This is a genomic window from Pseudomonas sp. B21-040, assembly GCF_024748695.1.
Lineage (GTDB): Bacteria > Pseudomonadota > Gammaproteobacteria > Pseudomonadales > Pseudomonadaceae > Aquipseudomonas.
Genome location: NZ_CP087176.1, coordinates 6,191,376 through 6,212,008 on the forward strand (window position 1 = coordinate 6,191,376; position 20,633 = coordinate 6,212,008).

Below are 20,633 nucleotides of genomic sequence, written 5' to 3' on the forward strand. Positions count from 1 at the left end.
CGATTTGCGAGGACTTCGTCCTCGAACGCAGGCTTCGCCAGCTGCTACGGGACTTCATCGTTCTGCAGATTGTTTCACCTAAAACCCGCAAGAGGTCCCATGCCCAACCGCCCACCTCTCGACGCTGTCACCGCCCGCTGGATCCCGTGGGTCGTCGCCATTGCTTTTTTCATGCAGTCCCTCGACGGGACCATCCTCAACACCGCCCTGCCGGCCATGGCTCGGGACCTGGCGGAAGACCCGTTGCGCATGCAGGGCGTGATCATCGCCTACATGCTTACCGTCGCCTTGCTGATCCCCGCCTCTGGCTGGATCGCTGACCGCTTCGGCACCAAGAAGATCTTCTTCAGCGCGATCCTGTTGTTCAGTCTCGGCTCATTGCTCTGCGCGCTGTCGAGCAGCCTGACCATGCTGAACGGCGCTCGAGTGATCCAAGGGCTGGGCGGGGCGCTGATGCTGCCGGTCGGGCGACTGGTGGTACTGCGCGCCTACCCGCGTTCGGAACTGGTGCGGATCATGGGGTTCATCACCATTCCCGGCCTGCTCGGCCCGTTGATCGGCCCGACCATGGGCGGCTGGATGGTGCAATACCTGACATGGCACTGGATCTTTCTGATCAACCTGCCGGTCGGGCTGGTCGGTTGCTACGCCGTGTGGAAATTCATCCCGGACCTGCGTGGCTCCGAGCGCACCCGTTTCGACAGTCTGGGCTTTGTGCTGTTTGGCGCGGCGATGATTTTGATCACCATCGCCATGGAAGGCCTGGGCGAACTGCACCTGCCTCACTTGCGGGTGATGCTGCTGTTGTTCGGCGGCATGGCCTGCCTGGCGGCGTACTGGTTGCGGGCCGGGCATATCGACAATCCGCTGTTCGCGCCGTCGCTGTTCAAGACCCGGACCTTCGCCGTCGGCATTCTCGGCAATCTGTTCGCCCGGCTCGGCAGCGGCGCCCTGCCCTTCCTCGTGCCGTTGCTGCTGCAAGTGGCGCTGGGTTACTCGCCGTCTCAGGCCGGGATGAGCATGCTGCCGCTGGCTGCTGCAGCGATGATCGCCAAGTGGGTGGCGCGACCGCTGATCGAGCGCTTGGGCTATCGCATCGTGCTCACCGGCAACACCCTGGCGCTGGGGATCATGTTGGCGAGCATGGGCCTGGTCAGCGAACAGACGCCGTACTGGCTGCTGCTGTGTCTGCTGGCGATTCTCGGGGCGATCAACTCGCTGCAATTTACCGCGATGAACACCGTGACCCTGATCGACCTCGACGACGCCAGCGCCAGCAGCGGCAACAGCCTGCTGTCTGTGGTGGCGCAATTGTCCCTGAGCCTGGGGGTTGCGTGCGCCGGTGCATTGCTCGGCGGCTTTACCGCAGAGATCGGCAACGATGGCGTGGAGACGATTCTGGGCGCGTTCCAACTGACGTTTGTGACCGTCGGCATCATGGCAATGCTCGCCGCCACCATCTTCTCGCAGCTGTCACCAACAGACGGACGACGGATGGTCAGCCGCGAGCACGATATAGAGCACTGACTTGTAGCAGCTGCCGAGGCACGAGGCTGCGTTGCGCGTCCGCAGGACCGCCCTCGGGGGGCCGCTTCGCAGCCCGACGCAGCCTCGTGCCTCGGCAGCTGCTACAGGCTATTCGTCCAGAATTTGCAGGTTGAGGCAGCCGGACTGGTACACTGCGCGACATTTTGTTTTGCAGGCCAGTCCCGTGACCACCATCGCCACCGCTTTTAATACTTTGCCGCTGTCCGCCGCCATGCTGGCTAACCTCGACTCCCTCGGTTATGCCCAGATGACGCCGATCCAGGCGCAAAGCTTGCCGGTGATCCTCAAGGGGATGGACCTGATCGCCCAGGCCAAGACCGGCAGCGGCAAGACCGCCGCCTTCGGTATCGGCCTGCTGAACCCGATCAATCCGCGCTACTTCGGTTGCCAGGCGCTGATCCTGTGCCCGACCCGCGAGCTGGCTGACCAGGTCGCCAAGGAAATCCGTCGCCTGGCCCGTGCCGAAGACAACATCAAGGTCCTGACCCTGTGCGGCGGCGTGTCCCTCGGCCCGCAGATCGCTTCGCTGGAACATGGCGCGCACATCATCGTCGGCACGCCGGGGCGCATTCAGCAGCACCTGCGCAAAGGTTCGCTGGTACTGCACGGCCTCAACACGCTGATTCTCGACGAAGCTGACCGCATGCTCGACATGGGTTTCTACGACTCCATCGAAGAGATCATCATGCAGGCTCCGGAGCGTCGCCAGACCCTGCTGTTTTCCGCCACCTACCCGGTGGGCATCAAACAGTTGGCCTCGAAGTTCATGCGCAACCCGCAGCAAGTGAAGGCCGAGGCGTTCCACGACGACTCCCAGATCGAGCAGCGTTTCTACGAGATCTCCCCGGAAGAGCGCATGAGCGTCGTGACCAAGGTCCTCGGCCACTTCCGCCCGGCGTCCTGCGTAGCCTTCTGCTACACCAAGCAACAAGTTCAGGAAACCGTCGATCACCTGACCGCCAAAGGCATCTCCGCCGTCGGCCTGCACGGCGATCTGGAACAACGTGACCGCGACCAGGTGCTGGCGATGTTCGCCAACCGCAGTACTTCGGTACTGGTAGCCACCGACGTCGCCGCTCGCGGCCTGGACATCGACTCGCTGGACATGGTGATCAACGTCGAACTGGCCCGCGATTCGGAAATCCACATCCACCGCGTCGGCCGTACCGGTCGCGCCGGTGAGAAAGGCCTCGCGATCAGCCTGGTCGCACCGCCCGAAGCGCAGCGCGCCCAAGCCATCGAACATTTGCAGCAGACGCCATTGACCTGGGACCTGGTGGACAACCTCACCAGCCAGGGCGGCGGTCCGTTGCTGCCGCAGATGAGCACCCTGTGCATCGGTGCCGGCCGTAAAGACAAGGTTCGTCCGGGTGACATTCTCGGCGCACTGACCGGTGATGCCGGCATTCCGGGCGCCCAGGTGGGCAAGATCGCGATTTTCGACTTCCAGGCTTTTGTGGCCGTTGAACGCGGAATCGCCAAGCAAGCCTTGCAGCGCCTGAACGACGGCAAGATCAAGGGCCGCTCGCTGCGCGTACGGATTTTGTAAGAACAACGAATAACCCCTGTGGGAGCCGGGCTTGCCCGCGATGACGGACTAACAGTCAACAATGATGTTGAATGTGCAGGCCTCATCGCGGGCAAAGTTGGCTCCCACAGTTTGTTTTGTGGTGTTACATGAAGAGGACATCGTTTTGCGCTCTACCGAAGTCGTGATCATTGGCGCTGGCGCCGCAGGGTTGATGTGTGCGCTGACCGCCGCCGGGCGCGGGCGCAAGGTGATGTTGCTCGACCATGCAAACAAGGCCGGCAAAAAAATCCTGATGTCGGGCGGTGGCCGCTGCAATTTCACCAACATGTACACCGAACCGGGCAATTTCCTCTCGCAAAACGAACACTTCTGCAAATCTGCACTGGCGCGCTACACCCAGTGGGACTTCATCGGCATGGTCGCCAAACACGGCGTGCCGTACCACGAGAAGAAGCTCGGCCAACTGTTCTGCGATAACAAATCCAGCGACATCCTGGAGATGCTGCTCAACGAATGCGATCAGGTCGGCGTCAGCCTGCACCTGGACACCTCGATCCAGACCATCGAGAAGCTCGAAAGCGGTTATCTGCTGGACACGACGCTAGACCAAATCACCTGCGAATCCCTGGTGATCGCCACGGGCGGCCTGTCGATCCCGACGCTGGGCGCGACCGGTTTCGGTTATCAAGTCGCCAGGCAGTTTGGCCACGACTTGCTGCCAACCCGCGCCGGCCTGGTGCCGTTCACCATCACCGATCAGCTCAAAGAGCTTTGCACCGAGCTGTCCGGTACATCGGTGGATTGCCTGGTGAGCTGCAACGATCAAAGTTTCCGCGAGAACATCCTGTTCACTCACCGCGGCCTCAGTGGCCCGGCGATTTTGCAGATTTCTTCGTTCTGGGAATCCGGCGACACGGTTGAGATCAACCTGATGCCGGACCACGACGTACACGCCTGGCTGCAACAGCAGCAGGCTGAACGCGCGAACAGCGAACTGAAAACCCTGCTGGGGGAAATCTTCACCAAGAAGATGGCCAACCTGCTGGCGGACAACTGGTTCGTGTCCAAACCGATGAAGCAGTACACCCACGCGGAAATTGCCGACATCGCCGAGAAACTGGCGAGCTGGAAAGTGGTGCCGGCCGGTACCGAAGGTTATCGTACGGCCGAGGTGACGCTGGGCGGCGTCGACACGAACGAAGTGTCATCCAAAACCATGGAGTCGCTGAAAAGCCCGGGGTTGTACTTCATCGGTGAAGTGCTGGATGTCACCGGGCATCTGGGCGGTTTCAACTTCCAGTGGGCGTGGGCCTCCGGCTACGCCGCCGCGCAATACACCTGATTCAGCGCAATACCTGTAGGAGCCGAGCTTGCTCGCGATGACAGATTAACGTTCAACAATGATGCTGAACGTTAGACCGCTATCGCGAGCAAGCTCGGCTCCTACATTGACCATGTGTGGTATCAAGGAACAGATTTTGCTGTCAGATGTGATCGGCGCCATTGCGTCGGCGTCATTACTGGCTCAATTTAGCGTCATTGCCTCGGAAGGCCTTCGCACTTCATGTCATCGACTCCTCTTCGTCAGTCTCTGCGTCGCCTCTGGGCGCTGGATAAATTCAGCTACAGCGTGCGAGTGTTCATCGCCCTGACCGGCAGCATGGCGGTCTGTTGGTATCAGGATGAAATGGGCCTGCTAATCCCGTTGTTCCTGGGGATTATCGCCAGCGCCCTGGCCGAGACCGACGACAGTTGGCAGGGCCGCCTCAACGCGCTGGCCGTGACGCTGGTGTGTTTCAGCGTCGCGGCCTTCTCCGTCGAACTGCTGTTTCCCTACCCCTACATATTCATCATCGCCCTGGCCCTGGCCAGCTTCGGCCTGACGATGCTCGGCGCCCTCGGCGAACGTTATGGCGCCATTGCCTCGGCGACGCTGATTCTCTCGGTCTACACGATGATCGGCGTGGACCAGCGCGGTGGTGCGGTCACCGATTTCTGGCATGAACCGGTGCTACTGGTAGCCGGTGCGGCCTGGTACGGTTTGCTGTCGGTGCTGTGGCAGGCGATGTTTTCCAACCAGCCTGTGCAGCAGAGCCTGGCGCGGTTGTTCCGCGAACTGGGTTTTTACCTGAAGCTCAAGTCGTCGCTGTTCGAGCCGATCCGGCAGATGGACGTGGAAGCGCGGCGCCTGGAACTGGCCCAGCAGAATGGGCGTGTGGTGGCGGCATTGAACGCCGCCAAGGAAATCATTCTGCACCGGGTCGGCAATGGGCGGCCGGGCTCGAAAGTCAGTCGCTACCTGAAATTGTATTTCCTCGCCCAGGACATCCACGAGCGCGCCAGTTCTTCGCACTACCCCTACAACGCACTCGCCGAGGCCTTTTTCCACAGCGACGTGCTGTTCCGCTGCCAGCGCCTGCTACGTCAGCAAGGCAAGGCGTGCCGCGCCCTCGCCGAATCGATCCAGATGCGCCAGCCGTTCATCTATGACGCGAGTTTCGCCGAAGCCCTGGGCGATCTGAACGCCTCCATCGAACACCTGCGCATCCAGAGCAACCCGGCCTGGCGAGGCCTGTTGCGCTCGCTGCGGGCACTGGCGGCCAACCTGGCGACACTCGACCGTTTGCTCAGCGACGCGAGCAACCCCGATGCGCTGGCCGATGCCACCGACAGCAGCCTGCTCGACCGTTCGCCGCGCAACCTCAAAGATGTGTGGATGCGCTTGCGCACACAACTGACGCCAACGTCGTTGCTGTTCCGCCATGCACTGCGTTTGCCCCTCGCGTTGAGCATCGGCTACGGCATGGTGCACTTGATTCACCCGTCCCAGGGCTACTGGATCATCCTCACCACGCTGTTCGTGTGTCAGCCGAACTACGGCGCCACCCGCCGCAAACTCGGCCAACGGATCATCGGCACCGCGATCGGCCTGACCCTGGCCTGGGCGCTGTTCGATCTGTTTCCCAATCCGTTGATCCAGTCGTGCTTTGCGATCGCCGCCGGAGTGGTGTTCTTTATCAACCGTACGACTCGCTACACCTTGGCCACGGCGGCGATCACCTTGATGGTGCTGTTCTGCTTCAACCAGGTCGGCGACGGTTACGGGCTGTTCCTGCCGCGGCTGCTCGACACCTTGCTCGGCAGCCTGATCGCCGGGCTGGCGGTGTTCCTGTTCCTGCCGGACTGGCAGGGTCGGCGCCTGAACAAGGTGCTGGCCAACACCCTCACCTGCAACAGCATTTACCTGCGCCAGATCATGCAGCAATACGCGTCTGGCAAAAGTGACGACCTGGCGTATCGCCTGGCGCGACGCAATGCGCACAACGCTGACGCGGCGTTGTCGACGACGCTGGCCAACATGCTCATGGAGCCCGGGCATTTCCGTAAGGAAGCGGATGTCGGCTTTCGTTTTCTGGTGCTGTCACACACGTTGCTCAGCTATTTGTCCGGGCTGGGGGCGCATCGCGAAACCCCACTGCCAGCGGAGGTGCGTGAACAGTTGATCGACGGCGCCGGTGTGAGCCTGGCCGCGAGCATCGACGAAATCGCCCAAGGCCTGGCAAGCAAACAGCCGATTGCCATTCAGAGTGATGAGGAAGAGGCGCTGGCCAACACCCTTGAGCAGATGCCGGATGAAATCGATGAAGGGCAGCGGCTGGTGCAGACGCAATTGGCGTTGATTTGTCGGCAGCTTGGACCGTTGCGGACGTTGGCGGCGCATTTGATTAAAGACACCAGCGAAGACTAAGTTGTGTGTTGTCGGGGCCGGCCTCATCGCGGGCAAGCCCGGCACCCACGGGAGATCTTTGCAACACCCTGGATCAGTGTGGGAGCGGCGGTGCGACGATTCGACTTGCCCGCGATGAAGGCATCGGCCACACCAGACACCCTGGATCAGCCTTACATCCCATGTTGCTTCATCAGACGCTCATAACTGCCATCCGCCTTCATCTCGGCAATCTCGCGGTCGAAACTGGCGACAATCTGTTCGTGTTGCGGGTTTTTCAGACTGACCAATATGTGCAGGCTGTTCTCGCTCAACGGTTTGGGCAAAAACTCCACGGCATTGCGCACTTTGGAGGTTTCGCGCGCCAGGTAATAACGGGCGACGAATTCATCTTCAAGCGTCAACTTGACCCGGTCCGCTGCAACCATGCGCACCGCCATGGAAAAGTTATGCACCGGGACTTTCTGCAACGATGCGTCGTCATCGAACTCAGGGGAATAGGCATACCCGCGCACGATTGCAATCGGATAAGTGTGCAGTTGCTGCAAGTTGTTGTATTCGATGGGGGCGTCTTTGCGCTTCAGAAAGCGCACGCGATTAAGCAGATACTCGCCGGAGAACTGGCCAAGCTTGGTGCGTTCATTGGTGTACCAGGCATTGACCAATACGTCATACCGCCCCTCGCCCACGCCCATCAGGGCTCGCGCCCAAGGCACCTGTTCGAAATCACTGGCATAGCCGGCCCGGGCCAGCGCGGTGCTGACAATGTCCGTCGCCAACCCGCCGTTGACCAGCGTGGCATCGGTAAAGGGTGGCCAGGCATCGGCGACCAGTCGCAGCTTTTCCGCTGCCGCGCCCTGTGTCAGCAACAGCAATACAATCAAAGCACAAGCTCGATGCAATCGCGGCATGCTAGAAAATCCTTAGCGGGCGGGTTGCCCGACGTGTTTTTCAGCCCAGACTCCAAGATCCCTATACCGGCACCCGGTACTCAACATTAGCTCATTGAAGCCACTGCACAGCGCGTCATCGCAGATTACACAAAGAAGACCACGCCGAGCGAAATGAATGATGGCATTTTGGCCTTTGTCACAGATTTACCGACCATAAAGACATCCATCTTCAGGACGCTTAGTATCGGCGTGACGATGTTCAAGGAAAGTGAAGATGACTATTGATTGGATCTGCAAACACCACAGTGATCTGGGCAAAGAGCAGTTGTACGCCATTCTGCAACTGCGTACGGAGGTGTTTGTCGTCGAGCAGAAATGCGTTTATCAGGACATCGATGGCCAGGATCTGGAAGGTGACACCTGCCATTTAATGGCGTGGGACGAGAATCGGCTGGTGGGTTACCTGCGATTGCTTGACCCACAGACGCAGGGTGGCGATGTGGTAATCGGCCGGGTGATTGTTGCCCCGGCGGCACGTGGCGCCGGGCTCGGGCACGAACTGATGGCACAGGCGTTAAAGCAGGCTGAAAAGCACTGGCCGGGCACGCCGGTTTATCTGTCGGCCCAGGCGCATTTGCAGGGCTATTACGGGAAGTACGGGTTTGTCGTGGCGGGCGAGGAATATCTGGAGGATGACATTCCACACATCGGGATGCGTCGACCTTAAAGGCCTCATCGCGGGCAAGCCCGGCTCCCACAGGGATCAGTAGTGTGCCCACTGTCTATGCCACACAATTGAACCTTGTGGGGTCTGAAGTGTGACTACTTTCTATGCCACTCAGTAGATCCCTGTGGGAGCCGGGCTTGCCCGCGATGGCGTCACCCGCGGCACCGCAGAAATCAGGGGTACTCAAGCACCACTTTTATCTGCCGCAAATTCCGCTCGATCCATCCCCGATCAATCGCCCCCCACTCACGAATCCGATAGCGCCCCGCATGATTGCGCGCGCCCTCTTCCTGCTCGAACTCGCAAATGATGTCCAGATCCGCCAATGCCGCAATCGTGTCCTGCGCCGTGCGCCGGGGCATGCCGGTCACGTCGGTCAGGGCCGGGACGCTGCTGGCCAGCCCGCTGTCGATCAGGTACGCCACGTATAACCGGCGGTAGAAGCTGCTCTTGGTCTTGCTGACTTCCATTCAAACACTCCCGGCAGTTGATCGGTTACTGCATGTCCCGCCAGGTCAGGTACACACGCAGGTCGAACTCCACCTGGTGATACCCCGGCAACATGTGTTCACACAGCTTGTAGAACGCCTTGTTGTGATCTGACTCTTTAAAGTGCGCCAGTTCATGCACCACGATCATTTTCAGAAACTCTGAAGGCGCTTCCTTGAACAGCGAGGCCACGCGAATTTCTTTCTTGGCCTTGAGCTTGCCGCCCTGCACCCGCGAGATGGTGGTGTGCAAGCCCAGGGCACGATGCGTGAGGTCCAGACGGTTGTCGAACAGCACTTTGTCGATGGACGGAGCATTGCGCAGGTATTCCTGCTTGAGGTCCAGCGCGTAGGTGTACAGCGCCTTGTCACTCTGCACACCGTGCTTTTCCGGGTAGCGCTTGCTCAGGTAGTCGCCCAGCCGATCTTCGGCGATCAGCTGGCGCACTTGATCCTGCAATGCAGCAGGATAGGCCTGGAGGTATTTCAACGCGGTCATTGGGGCGGCAACACGAATCACGAAAAGGTCGCCAGTGTAGCGAATTCAACTGTTCAGTGCGCTCCAGTCGAACGGCTGCACAAAGTCGCCGACATCTTCGGACATCATCGGCCGCGCCACCAGAAAACCTTGCACGTACTCACAGCCATTCGCTTGCAGCCATTGATATTGAGCAAGCGTTTCCACGCCTTCGGCGATCACGAGCATTCCATATTGCTTGCACAGGTCGATCACATTGCGCACCAGCGCTGCATCCCGCGAGGACTCGGGTAACCGGGCAATCAAGTGCCGGTCGAACTTGAGTGTGTCCAGCTCCAGGTCGCGCAGATGGGTCAAGGAGCAAGCCCCCGAACCAAAGTCATCCAGTGCCACCCGCACCCCAAGGTTGCGCAGCAAACGAAGGGTCTTGCGGGCTTCTTCAGGGTTTTGCATCAGCGCTTCTTCCGTCACCTCGACTTCCAGATGACGCGGTTGCAGGCCATGGCGTTCCAGCACCTGGCGTAACTCGGTGACCAGGTTGGGCATGCCGAACTGGGTGCTGCTCAAACTGACGCCGAGCACCAGGTCGTCGGCAAACAGGGTTTCCCAGGCCTTTCGCTGCCCGGCCCCGCGATGATAAATCCAGCTGCCCAACCGACTGATCAGCCGCGCCTCTTCCAGCAACGGCAGAAACAGCCCCGGCGGGACATCGCCCACACTCGGGTGGTGCCAGCGCAGTAAGGCCTCGAACCCGCGCAGTTGCCCGCTGGCGATGGACACCTGAGGTTGATAGACCAAATTGAAATCACGGTTTTCGATGGCCGTGCGCACACTTTCTTCGAGCATCAGCCGCGAACGCGCGCGGCCGTTCATTTCGTGATCGTAAAAGCGGTACTGCTGACGGCCCGCTCGCTTGGCTTCGTACATGGCAATGTCCGAGGCCCGCAACAAGCCGTCGAGGTTGGCCCCGCAATCCGGGTACGTCGCAATCCCGATGCTGGCGCCCAACGCGATGTCCAGCCCATCAATCTGCTGACAGATCGATACCCGCTCGATGAGCTTCTCGGCAATCTTCGCCGCCTGTTCGGGAAACTCCAGGTCCAGCAGCGCGGTAAATTCATCGCCGCCCATGCGTGCCAGAATGTCGAAGGGGCGCAAGCACGCCTTCAACTGCTCGGACACCCAGCGCAGCACACGGTCGCCGGCATCATGGCCGAGGGAATCATTGACCCGCTTGAACCCGTCAAGGTCCAGGTACAGCAACACCCAAGCGCTGTCGGCGCGCTCACCGCGCAGCAACAGGTTTTCCACGGTCTGGTAGAACCCCCGGCGATTGAGCAGGCCGGTCAACGGGTCGGTAACGGCCTGGAACTCCAGTTGCTGATGCAGATGACGCACTACCGACATGTCCAGCACCGTCACCACCATCGCGTGTTGTTCCGCGGGCAACGGCGCGCATGACAGCGCCACCGGCACCTGTTGACCGGGCGTGGTACGCAGCATCGCGTCATGCAGGCGCAAGGTTTCGCCACGCTTGTAACCGCTGTAAATCTCGGAATCCAGCCAGACTGGGATGTGCGGTTTTTGCAGGAAATCCAGAAACTCTTTGCCTTGCAGATCCTGCACCGTGGCATTCAGCAGCCGCGACATGGCCGGGTTGGCGAAACGGATTACCCCGTCCTCACTCACCACCAGAATGCCTTCGGCCGCGTTCTCCAGCACCGAGGCATTAAAGGCGCGAGCGACTTCCAGGTCGTGGCTCAAGCGCTGCAACGCACGGCGATTGCGCTGGTGTTCCAGCAAGGCCTGCACTTTGGGTTTGAGAATCTGCGGGTCGAACGGTTTGAACAGGTAATCCACCGCGCCGCTGGCATAGCCCTTGATCACCGCGTCCTGGGATTGTTCATTGGCCGTCAGGAAGATAATCGGTGTAAGGCGGGTTCGTTGACTGCCACGCATCAGGCGCGCCACTTCAAAACCGTCCATACCCGGCATCTGCACATCGAGCAGCACTAGGTCGACTTCGTGTTCGAGCAACAGGCTGAGCGCTTCGAAGCCGGAGGCGGCGGTCATGACCTGCCAGTCCTGGCGCTGGAGCAACGCGCGCATGCTGATCAGGTTTTCAGGGTAATCATCGACGATTAAAAGGATTGAGCTGCCGTCGGTTGGCGTGGGTTGCGCGCATTCCATGCTGCTTCTCTTGTCGGGACGTCAGACCGGTTTCTCGTGAAAACCGGACAAATACTTAGCCTGCACTCTAGACCGGGAACCGCAAAAGCAGAAGCCATCAGAGCGCCATCATTTAACCATCACGTTAATTTGCCGACTAACGGTCGGTCCTGAGAGCCCCGAAAACCGGGATAGATGGCCTTTCGACAGGACGTTGACGCCAAATCTCTGCCGGGCAGGCATTAACAAAGTGGCCTCGTACGCTTATAAAGACCGCCCCCCGATGTGCGTGCTAGAGCTTCTGGCACGTGCGTGCAGCAAAAATTTGTGGAAGCTTTGTCTATGATCGATCTCGCAACCTGGAACCTCAGCGTTCCCGTCGGCAGCCCGCCCTACACCGTTGAAACTTCAAAACTGGTGGACGGCTTCAAGGATCAATACTTCCACTCCGACACCGGCACGTTGTTCTTCTGGTCCCCGGTGACCGGCTCAAAGACTGAAAACGCCATCTATCCACGAACCGAACTTCGCGAAACCTACAGCAACGGCACCCTGCGCAATTGGTATTACCCGGATGCCGACAATATGTTGCGCGCGACCCTGGCGGTGAATCAGGTCCCCAGCTCAGGGAAAATCGTCATCGGCCAGATCCACGCCTATGAAAGCCAGAAGCCCTTGGTGAAGGTCGAGTATCAATACAAAACCAAAACCGCGACCGGCAACATCGTCGCCAAAGTGCGCATGCACCCGGATGATGACGTAGGTCGGGTGATTACCATTGCGACCGGCGTGAAGCTGGATCAGGAGTTTTCCTACCTCATCCACCTGAGCCCTGGCGGCGCATTGGGTATCAGCGCGGCGGGGTATCAATGGGACACCAACATCAGCGCGACGTGGCGGGTGAAGCCGCTGTATTTCAAGGCCGGGGTGTATGTGCAGGACAACACCGGGTACACCAGCGAGGGCGGCAAAGTGACGTTCAGCAAGCTGGATATTGATCACGATAAATGACCACCCGCCTATCCCTGTAGCCGCTGCCGAGCCCGCGAGGCTGCGTTCGGCTGCGTAGCAGTCGTGAGATGCCTGACGCGGTGCATCTGAAGAAACGCATTCGCAGGTTTTACGACTGCTGCGCAGTCGAACGCAGCCTCGCGGGCTCGGCAGCTGCTACAGGGTCTGAAAAACTCACAGGACGCCTCCGACTGTGGCGAGGGAGCTTGCTCCCACTGGGCTGCGAAGCAGCCCCAAACCCCATCCCCTATTTCCTCAGACACACCCTACCGCGCTACGCGAACGCCTCAACGCCGCCCTCAAATACTTGAACCTGATGGCCTGCACCTGCCTCACCGATTACGCCGAGAACGACATCAACACCGTCACCAACATCGCCCGGATCATGGTCCAGGACACTGCTGATGTGTTTGGGGTGATTGAACAGCGTGGTTTTGAAAAGCCTAAAGCTCTGTAACCCAACGCTCAGAAAACAAAAAACCCGCCTCGCGGCGGGTTTTTTTATACAAATCAAACGCTGAAGGCCTTAGTTAACCTTGGCGTTCAACTCACCCTTCAAATAACGCTGATACATGCCTTCCAGCGAGATCGGCTTGATCTTCGAAGCATTACCAGCAGTACCAAACTGGTTATAACGGTCGATACACACATCACGCATCGCAGTCACGGTCGCGCCGAAGAACTTACGCGGGTCGAATTCGCTCGGGTTGGTGGCCATCAGGCGACGCATTGCGCCGGTGGACGCCAGGCGCAGGTCGGTGTCGATGTTGACCTTGCGCACGCCGTGCTTGATGCCTTCGACGATTTCTTCAACCGGTACGCCGTAGGTTTCTTTGATGTCGCCGCCGTACTGGTTGATGATCGCCAGCCACTCTTGCGGAACCGAAGACGAACCGTGCATCACCAGGTGGGTGTTCGGGATGCGTTTGTGGATTTCTTTGATGCGGTCGATGGCCAGTACGTCGCCGGTAGGCGGCTTGGTGAACTTGTACGCGCCGTGGCTGGTGCCGATGGCGATGGCCAGGGCATCCACTTGAGTGCGTTTGACGAAGTCAGCGGCTTCTTCCGGGTCGGTCAGCATTTGGCTGTGATCCAGAACACCTTCGGCGCCGATGCCGTCTTCTTCACCGGCCATGCCGGTTTCCAGCGAACCCAGGCAGCCCAGCTCGCCTTCTACCGAAACGCCGCAGGCGTGAGCCATGGCCACGGTTTGTTGGGTAACACGGACGTTGTAGTCGTAGTCGGTCGGGGTCTTGCCGTCTTCGCCCAGGGAACCGTCCATCATCACCGAGCTGAAGCCCAGTTGGATGGAGCGCTGGCAGACGTCAGGGCTGGTGCCGTGGTCCTGGTGCATGCACACCGGGATGTGCGGGAATTCTTCGATGGCCGCCAGGATCAGGTGGCGCAGGAACGGGGCGCCGGCGTATTTGCGAGCACCGGCCGAAGCCTGGACGATCACCGGAGAGTCAGTCTTGTCAGCGGCTTCCATGATGGCGCGCATCTGCTCAAGGTTGTTGACGTTGAAGGCTGGAACGCCGTAGCCGAACTCGGCTGCGTGGTCCAGCATCTGGCGCATGCTGATAAGTGCCATTGTGTGTGTCTCTCCCGGTTGAGGGTCGTTAATCGTGCCAGCCTGCCGTAGCGGCGGCGGCTATTCAAGTTATTGCAGATCGGGGGTTAGGCCCGGGCTGCCATTCAATTCACATCAGACGACCGCTTCGCGGCCGAACGCAGCCTTCGGCAGCTGCTACAACTTGCAGCCACGGCCGATCAAATCATTGGTGGCGACCCAGTACACCAGGCCTTCCTCACCTTTTACGTGAAACGCCAGCATGTCGTTGCTGTACAGCGAACCTTCGGCGCCTGGCTCAAGCTTCAGGCGGTAGACCTGATCGGCCCCGCCCAGGCGCACGTCGACTTCCTTGCGGCTGTCGTCGGTGTAACGCCACAGCACTTTGGCCTGGCTGTCGCACGTCCAGGTGGTCCAGTTATCCACAGGGGCGGACGACTGGAACAGGTTCAACTGTGCGCAACCGGCCAGCAACGCCAGCGCCGTAACGGCGATAAAACCTTTCATCCATGTTCCTCGACTGACGGCGCACGCCGCCAGCCCTGAGTAAAGTGTCAGACCCGTCAAGGGCAACCATGTTCCTTGGCCGGGGTCTGTGTCTCGTATTTATCCAGGCCATCCGGCCCGGAACGCTTGTTGAGCACCGGGTTGGTTTCCGCTTGCCAATCGGCCTGGTAGCAACCGTTTTGCGGCGCGGACGGCGCAGGCTCCGGCGTGGCTTTCGGGTTACTCCCGCAAGCCGCCAATGAACCCGCGACGATCAACAGCGTTAACAACCTGACCATGTAACCACTCCTTTGCCTGGTCAACGGGATGGCCTCAGGCCTTGGCCCGGCTTTCCAGGACTTCAACGGCTGGCAGCACTTTGCCTTCGACGAATTCGAGGAATGCGCCACCGCCGGTAGAAATGTAGGAGATCTGCTCGGCAACGCCATATTTATCGATGGCCGCCAGGGTGTCGCCGCCGCCCGCGATAGAGAACGCCGAGCTGTCGGCGATGGCCTGGGCCAGCACTTTGGTGCCGTTGCCGAACTGGTCGAATTCGAACACGCCGACCGGGCCGTTCCACAGGATGGTTTTCGACGACTTCAGCAGCTCGGCGAAATTCGCCGCAGTCTGTGGGCCGATGTCCAGGATCATGTCGTCGGCGGCCACGTCGGCGATCAGCTTGACGGTCGCGGTGGCGCTTTCGGCGAATTCCTTGGCAACCACAACGTCCACCGGCAACGGCACGCTGACTTTGGCGGCGATTTCGCGAGCGGTGTCCAGCAGGTCAGGTTCGTACAGGGACTTGCCGACCGGGTGACCGGCAGCGGCCAGGAAGGTGTTGGCAATGCCGCCGCCGACGATCAACTGGTTGCAGATCTGGCTCAGGCTGTTCAGTACGTCGAGTTTGGTCGACACCTTGGAGCCGGCAACGATGGCGGCCATTGGCTGGGCCGGAGCGCCGAGGGCCTTGCCCAGTGCGTCCAGTTCGGCAGCCAGCAGCGGGCCTGCGGCGGCGACTTTGGCGAACTTGGCCACGCCGTGGGTCGAACCCTCGGCACGGTGAGCGGTGCCGAAGGCGTCCATCACGAACACGTCGCACAGGGCGGCGTATTGCTGGGCCAGTTCGTCAGCGTTCTTTTTCTCGCCTTTGTTAAAGCGCACGTTTTCGAACAGCACGATGTCGCCGGCTTTCACGTCGACGCCGCCCAAGTAATCAGCAACCAGCGGCACTTCACGACCCAGCGCCTTGCTCAGGTAGTCAGCGACAGGCTTGAGGCTGTTCTCGGCGGAAAATTCGCCTTCGGTAGGACGGCCAAGGTGCGAGCAGACCATCACGGCCGCGCCTTTTTCCAGGGCCAGCTTGATGGTCGGCAGCGAAGCCAGGATTCGCGCATCGCTGGTGACAACACCGTCCTTGACTGGGACGTTGAGGTCTTCGCGAATCAGTACGCGCTTACCTTGCAGATCGAGGTCGGACATCTTCAACACGGTCATGGGTCGCAATTCCTGGGTTACTGATTTTGAGAGGTAGAGAGTGGTGATTCAGGTTTGGAAATAGCTGTTTGCAGATAGTGTTCTGCAACGTCCAGCATCCGGTTTGCAAACCCCCATTCGTTGTCGAACCAGGCCAGGATGTTTACCAGCCGCGGGCCGGAAACTCGGGTCTGACTGGCATCGACAATCGCCGAATGTGGGTCATGGTTAAAATCACAACTGGCGTGAGGCAACTCGGTATAGGCCAGGAGGCCTTTGAGCGGGCCGCTGGTGGCGGCTTCGCGCAGTATCCGGTTGACCTCGGTGGCGTCGGTATCGCTGACGGTCTGCATCGTAATATCGAGGCAAGACACGTTCACCGTCGGCACCCGTACGGCTTTGGCCTGAATTCGCCCGGCAAGTTCCGGCAGCAGGCGTTCGATGCCGCGCGCCAGACCGGTGGACACCGGGATCACCGACTGGAACGCCGAACGGGTACGGCGCAGGTCTTCGTGGTGATAGGCGTCAATCACCGGCTGATCGTTCATCGCCGAGTGAATGGTGGTGATCGACACGTATTCCAGGCCAATGGCCTGATCCAGCAGGCGCAACAGCGGTACGCCGCAGTTGGTGGTGCAGGACGCGTTGGACACCAGCAGTTCGTCGCCGGTCAGGCAATCCTGGTTCACGCCGTAGACGATGGTGGCGTCGACATCCGACTCGCTGGCCATCGGCTGGGAAAACAGTACCCGTGGCGCACCGGCGTCGAGGAAACGCTGACCGTCTTCACGGGTGTGATAAGCGCCGGAGCACTCCAGCACCAGATCGACGCCCAACGACGCCCAATCGATGCCTTCGGGGTGGCACTGCGCAGGACCTTCACGCAGTCGCCTTGAATATGCAGACAGTCGCCGTCAACCCGCACTTCACCGGGAAATCGCCCGTGAGTGGAGTCAAAGCGCGTCAGGTATTCGATGCTGGCCATGTCGGCCAGATCGTTGATCGCGACAATTTCAAACCCGGCCTTCTCGCCCCGCTCAAACAACGCACGCAAGACGCAACGACCAATCCGGCCGTAGCCGTTGAGTGCAACTTTGTAAGGACGCGGTTGAGGCATGGGGTTCTCGATTACCGTGGTGAATCCGTTAGACCGCTATCGCGGGCAAGCCCGGCTCCTACAAGTCAACGTGATCTGTAGGAGCCGGGCTTGCCCGCGATGGCGTCAGCCCAGACGACACATTTTCTGGATCAGTCTTCCAGCAACTCTTCAGCCTGACCCAGGATGTTTTCCAGGGTGAAGCCGAACTCTTCGAACAAGGCAGGCGCAGGCGCCGACTCGCCGTAGGTGGTCATGCCGATCACGCGACCTTCCAGGCCCACGTACTTGAACCAGAAGTCCGCATGGGCGGCTTCAATGGCGATACGGGCGCTGACCTGCAACGGCAGGACCGCTTGCTTGTAGCCGGCGTCCTGGGCATCGAACACGCTGGTGCAAGGCATGGAAACCACGCGCACCTTGCGGCCTTGCTCAGTCAGTTTGTCGAAGGCCTGAACCGCCAGGCCCACTTCGGAACCGGTGGCGATCAGGATCAGCTCAGGCTCGCCTGCACAGTCCTTCAGCACATAACCACCACGGCTGATGTCGGCGATCTGGCCGGCGTCACGGGTTTGGTGCTGCAGGTTCTGACGCGAGAAGATCAAGGCCGAAGGACCGTCTTTACGCTCCAGCGCGAACTTCCAGCACACCGCCGCTTCAACGGCGTCAGCCGGACGCCAGGTGTCCAGGTTCGGCGTGCTGCGCAGGCTGGTCAGTTGCTCGATTGGCTGGTGAGTCGGGCCGTCTTCGCCCAGACCGATGGAGTCGTGGGTGTAGACATGGATCACACGCTGCTTCATCAGGGCCGACATGCGCACTGCGTTGCGAGCGTATTCCATGAACATCAGGAAGGTCGCGCCGTAAGGCACCAGGCCGCCGTGCAGGGCAACGCCGTTCATGATGGCAGTCATGCCGAACTCGCGAACGCCGTAGTACATGTAGTTGCCGCTGGCGTCTTCGGCGGTGACGCCTTTGCAACCTTTCCACAGGGTCAGGTTGGAACCGGCCAGGTCAGCCGAGCCGCCGAGGAATTCCGGCAACATCGGGCCGTAGGCATTCAGCGCGTTCTGGCTGGCTTTACGGCTGGCGATGGTTTCGCCTTTGGCCGCCACTTCGGCGATGTAGGCTGCGGCTTTTTCGCTGAAGTCGGCTGGCAGGTCACCGCTCAGACGACGGATCAGTTCGTTGGCTTCGGTAGGGAACGCGGCGGAGTAAGCAGCGAAACGCTGATCCCACTCGGCTTCGACCGCTTTACCGGCTTCCTTGGCGTCCCACTCGGCGTAGATGTCGGCCGGGATTTCGAACGGACCGTGGTTCCACTTCAGAGCCGCGCGGGTCAGGGCGATTTCCGCGTCACCCAGTGGGGCGCCGTGGCAGTCTTCCTTGCCTTGCTTGTTCGGCGAACCGAAACCGATGGTGGTCTTGCAGCAGATCAGGGTTGGCTGCGTGCTTTTGCGTGCAGTCTCGATCGCGGTCTTGATTTCTTCAGGGTCGTGACCGTCGACGTTGCGGATCACCTGCCAGTTGTAGGCTTCGAAACGCTTCGGCGTGTCGTCGGTGAACCAGCCTTCGACTTCGCCGTCGATGGAAATGCCATTGTCATCATAGAAGGCGATCAGCTTGCCCAGGCCCAAGGTACCGGCCAGGGAAGCGACTTCGTGGGAAATGCCTTCCATCATGCAGCCATCACCCAGGAAAACGTAGGTGTGGTGATCGACGATGTTGTGGCCCGGACGGTTGAATTGTGCGGCCATGACTTTTTCAGCCAGGGCAAAACCGATGGCGTTGGCCAGGCCTTGGCCCAGTGGACCGGTGGTGGTTTCAACGCCTGGGGTGTAGCCGAGTTCCGGGTGACCCGGGGTGCGGCTGTGCAGTTGGCGGAATTGTTTCAGATCGTCGATCGACAGGTCGTAGCCAGTCAGGTGCAGCAGCGAGTAGATCAACATCGAGCCATGGCCGTTGGACAGCACGAAGCGGTCACGGTCGGCGAACGATGGATTGCTCGGGTTGTGCTTGAGGTAGTCACGCCACAGCACTTCGGCGATATCCGCCATACCCATAGGGGCACCCGGATGGCCGCTGTTGGCTTTTTGCACGGCATCCATGCTGAGGGCACGAATGGCGTTGGCACGCTCACGACGGCTTGGCATCGCTGATCTCCTGCGGATATTGAATCGAGAGTGAATAAAATGAATCGGAAAAAAGGCGAGCATTTTCCCTCACCCGGACGCCTCGGGGCAATGACAGATAGTCATCTGGAGGCGTTTTTCCAATGGATTACCAAGGTTTCGGCTGATGAAACCTTTCTGCTATTCGTTTGTAGAGTGAATGGCAAGCCTGGAAGTGCCATCTATCGAGCAATATCAAAACTTTTTGATATTGCTCTTGCAGTGATTTCTACCCGTCACTAGACTGCTGGCCTTATGAATTTACGCGTGCCTTCCATTCAACATGACGATTGCGACGAGCTGGCGGCCCTCTGCAAGGCTGGCGGCGACCCTCTGCGTCTGAATGTATTACGCGCACTGGCCAACGATTCGTTCGGCGTACTGGAGCTGGCGCAGATCTTCGGCATCGGCCAGTCCGGCATGAGTCACCATCTCAAGGTATTGGCCCAGGCCGACCTGGTGGCGACCCGCCGTGAAGGCAACGCGATTTTCTACCGTCGCGCCCTGCCCCACACCGACCTGCTAGGCGGCAAGCTGCACGCTGCCTTGCTGGAAGAAGTAGACAACCTGACCCTGCCTGCCGATGTGCAGTCGCGGATCGGTCAGGTGCATGGGCAACGAGCGGCGGCCAGCCAGGACTTTTTCTCACGGGTGGCGGAGAAATTCCGTGCCCAGCAAGACTTGATCGCCGGCCTGCCGCAGTACCGCGAAAGCGTGGTGGCATTGCTCGACAAGTTGAGTTTCAGCAAAGATGCCACGGCCATTGAAGTCGGCCCGGGTGACGGCGAATTTCTGCCGGAACTGGCACGTCGCTTCACGCAGGTCACGGCGCTGGACAACAGCCCGGCGATGCTCGAACTGACGCGCCAGGTATGCGAGCGTGAAAAGCTGGCTAACGTCAGCCTGCAATTGGCCGATGCATTGAACGGTGTCAGCCTTCATGCCGATTGCGTTGTACTGAACATGGTATTGCACCATTTCGCCGCGCCGGCCGAAGCGCTCAAGCACATGGCCGACTTGCTGCAACCGGGCGGTAGCCTGCTCGTGACAGAGTTATGTAGCCACAATCAGAGTTGGGCCAGGGAGGCCTGCGGTGATCTCTGGTTGGGGTTTGAACAGGACGATTTGGCCCGTTGGGCCACCGCTGCGGGACTCGTTCCCGGGGAAAGCCTCTATGTAGGCTTACGTAATGGTTTCCAGATCCAGGTTCGCCACTTTCAGCGACCGACTGGCGACACTCACCATCGGTAAATTCAGGAAAACAT

The 20,633-nt window shown here is 59.9% G+C and carries 17 protein-coding genes and 2 pseudogenes; 9 read left to right on the forward strand and 10 right to left on the reverse strand.

Going from position 1 to position 20,633, the window contains the following annotated elements; genetic code table 11:
* The first annotated feature begins 99 nt into the window (after positions 1 to 99).
* The 4 genes from mdtD to yccS all read left to right on the forward strand — a co-directional run bounded on the left by mdtD (position 100) and on the right by yccS (position 6,827).
* Positions 100 to 1,527 carry a multidrug transporter subunit MdtD gene (gene mdtD / locus LOY55_RS28385; protein WP_223522902.1) on the forward strand — a complete coding sequence of 476 codons (1,428 nt, stop codon included), beginning with the start codon at positions 100 to 102 and terminating at the stop codon, positions 1,525 to 1,527.
* Positions 1,528 to 1,759: 232 nt separating this feature from the next.
* On the forward strand, positions 1,760 to 3,097 hold the full coding sequence (gene dbpA, locus LOY55_RS28390; protein ID WP_371916727.1) for an ATP-dependent RNA helicase DbpA: 1,338 nt from the start codon (positions 1,760 to 1,762) through the stop codon (positions 3,095 to 3,097).
* A gap of 145 nt (positions 3,098 to 3,242) precedes the next feature.
* Positions 3,243 to 4,421: an NAD(P)/FAD-dependent oxidoreductase gene (locus LOY55_RS28395; RefSeq protein WP_223522904.1), complete on the forward strand. Its 1,179-nt coding sequence runs from the start codon at positions 3,243 to 3,245 to the stop codon at positions 4,419 to 4,421.
* A gap of 222 nt (positions 4,422 to 4,643) precedes the next feature.
* Positions 4,644 to 6,827 (forward strand): YccS family putative transporter, encoded by a 2,184-nt coding sequence (yccS, locus tag LOY55_RS28400; protein ID WP_109785599.1) that lies wholly within the window; start codon positions 4,644 to 4,646, stop codon positions 6,825 to 6,827.
* A gap of 152 nt (positions 6,828 to 6,979) precedes the next feature.
* Here the strand turns inward: yccS and LOY55_RS28405 are convergent, their stop codons facing one another.
* On the reverse strand, positions 6,980 to 7,717 hold the full coding sequence (locus tag LOY55_RS28405) for an ABC transporter substrate-binding protein (RefSeq protein WP_046029822.1): 738 nt from the start codon (positions 7,715 to 7,717) through the stop codon (positions 6,980 to 6,982).
* 256 nt (positions 7,718 to 7,973) lie between these two features.
* Here LOY55_RS28405 and LOY55_RS28410 point away from each other — a divergent pair, with 256 nt between their 5' ends.
* Complete coding sequence (locus tag LOY55_RS28410; protein WP_046029820.1) at positions 7,974 to 8,426, forward strand: GNAT family N-acetyltransferase; 453 nt, start codon at positions 7,974 to 7,976, stop codon at positions 8,424 to 8,426.
* A 173-nt stretch (positions 8,427 to 8,599) separates the two neighbouring features.
* On the opposite strand, the gene LOY55_RS28415 is transcribed toward LOY55_RS28410, so the two are convergent.
* Genes LOY55_RS28415 through LOY55_RS28425 form a run of 3 tightly spaced genes read right to left on the reverse strand, consistent with a single transcriptional unit; the run spans position 8,600 to position 11,582 of the window.
* Positions 8,600 to 8,896: a helix-turn-helix domain-containing protein gene (locus LOY55_RS28415; protein ID WP_046029819.1), complete on the reverse strand. Its 297-nt coding sequence runs from the start codon at positions 8,894 to 8,896 to the stop codon at positions 8,600 to 8,602.
* A gap of 25 nt (positions 8,897 to 8,921) precedes the next feature.
* Positions 8,922 to 9,413 (reverse strand): M48 family metallopeptidase, encoded by a 492-nt coding sequence (locus tag LOY55_RS28420; RefSeq protein ID WP_046029818.1) that lies wholly within the window; start codon positions 9,411 to 9,413, stop codon positions 8,922 to 8,924.
* Positions 9,414 to 9,458: 45 nt separating this feature from the next.
* Positions 9,459 to 11,582, reverse strand: a complete 2,124-nt coding sequence (locus LOY55_RS28425; protein WP_109785601.1) for a bifunctional diguanylate cyclase/phosphodiesterase — start codon at positions 11,580 to 11,582, stop codon at positions 9,459 to 9,461.
* Between the two features lie 321 nt (positions 11,583 to 11,903).
* On the opposite strand from LOY55_RS28425, the gene LOY55_RS28430 reads away from it, so the two are divergent.
* Complete coding sequence (locus LOY55_RS28430) at positions 11,904 to 12,572, forward strand: polysaccharide lyase family 7 protein (protein ID WP_046029815.1); 669 nt, start codon at positions 11,904 to 11,906, stop codon at positions 12,570 to 12,572.
* Between the two features lie 274 nt (positions 12,573 to 12,846).
* A pseudogene (locus LOY55_RS28435) lies at positions 12,847 to 13,029 on the forward strand (fructose-bisphosphate aldolase); the annotation flags it as partial.
* A 69-nt stretch (positions 13,030 to 13,098) separates the two neighbouring features.
* On the opposite strand, the gene fba reads toward LOY55_RS28435, so the two are convergent.
* The 6 genes and pseudogenes from fba to tkt form a co-directional block, all read right to left on the reverse strand.
* Positions 13,099 to 14,163 carry a class II fructose-bisphosphate aldolase gene (gene fba, locus LOY55_RS28440; protein WP_007945427.1) on the reverse strand — a complete coding sequence of 355 codons (1,065 nt, stop codon included), beginning with the start codon at positions 14,161 to 14,163 and terminating at the stop codon, positions 13,099 to 13,101.
* Positions 14,164 to 14,319: 156 nt separating this feature from the next.
* Complete coding sequence (locus tag LOY55_RS28445) at positions 14,320 to 14,649, reverse strand: MliC family protein (protein ID WP_046029808.1); 330 nt, start codon at positions 14,647 to 14,649, stop codon at positions 14,320 to 14,322.
* Between the two features lie 56 nt (positions 14,650 to 14,705).
* Positions 14,706 to 14,927 carry a hypothetical protein gene (locus LOY55_RS28450; protein ID WP_046029807.1) on the reverse strand — a complete coding sequence of 74 codons (222 nt, stop codon included), beginning with the start codon at positions 14,925 to 14,927 and terminating at the stop codon, positions 14,706 to 14,708.
* A 34-nt stretch (positions 14,928 to 14,961) separates the two neighbouring features.
* The gene (locus LOY55_RS28455) at positions 14,962 to 16,125 is read right to left on the reverse strand and encodes a phosphoglycerate kinase (RefSeq protein ID WP_223522906.1); all 1,164 of its coding nucleotides are present in this window, start codon (positions 16,123 to 16,125) and stop codon (positions 14,962 to 14,964) included.
* A gap of 17 nt (positions 16,126 to 16,142) precedes the next feature.
* Positions 16,143 to 17,221 (reverse strand): annotated as a pseudogene (gene epd, locus LOY55_RS28460) (erythrose-4-phosphate dehydrogenase).
* A 131-nt stretch (positions 17,222 to 17,352) separates the two neighbouring features.
* The gene (gene tkt, locus LOY55_RS28465; protein WP_077431127.1) at positions 17,353 to 19,350 is read right to left on the reverse strand and encodes a transketolase; all 1,998 of its coding nucleotides are present in this window, start codon (positions 19,348 to 19,350) and stop codon (positions 17,353 to 17,355) included.
* A gap of 39 nt (positions 19,351 to 19,389) precedes the next feature.
* On the opposite strand from tkt, the gene LOY55_RS28470 reads away from it, so the two are divergent.
* Together LOY55_RS28470 and LOY55_RS28475 are read left to right on the forward strand one after the other, a co-directional pair.
* Positions 19,390 to 19,611 (forward strand): hypothetical protein, encoded by a 222-nt coding sequence (locus LOY55_RS28470; protein WP_146206163.1) that lies wholly within the window; start codon positions 19,390 to 19,392, stop codon positions 19,609 to 19,611.
* 12 nt (positions 19,612 to 19,623) lie between these two features.
* Positions 19,624 to 20,619 (forward strand): metalloregulator ArsR/SmtB family transcription factor, encoded by a 996-nt coding sequence (locus LOY55_RS28475; RefSeq protein ID WP_046029803.1) that lies wholly within the window; start codon positions 19,624 to 19,626, stop codon positions 20,617 to 20,619.
* The last annotated feature ends 14 nt before the right edge of the window (positions 20,620 to 20,633 follow it).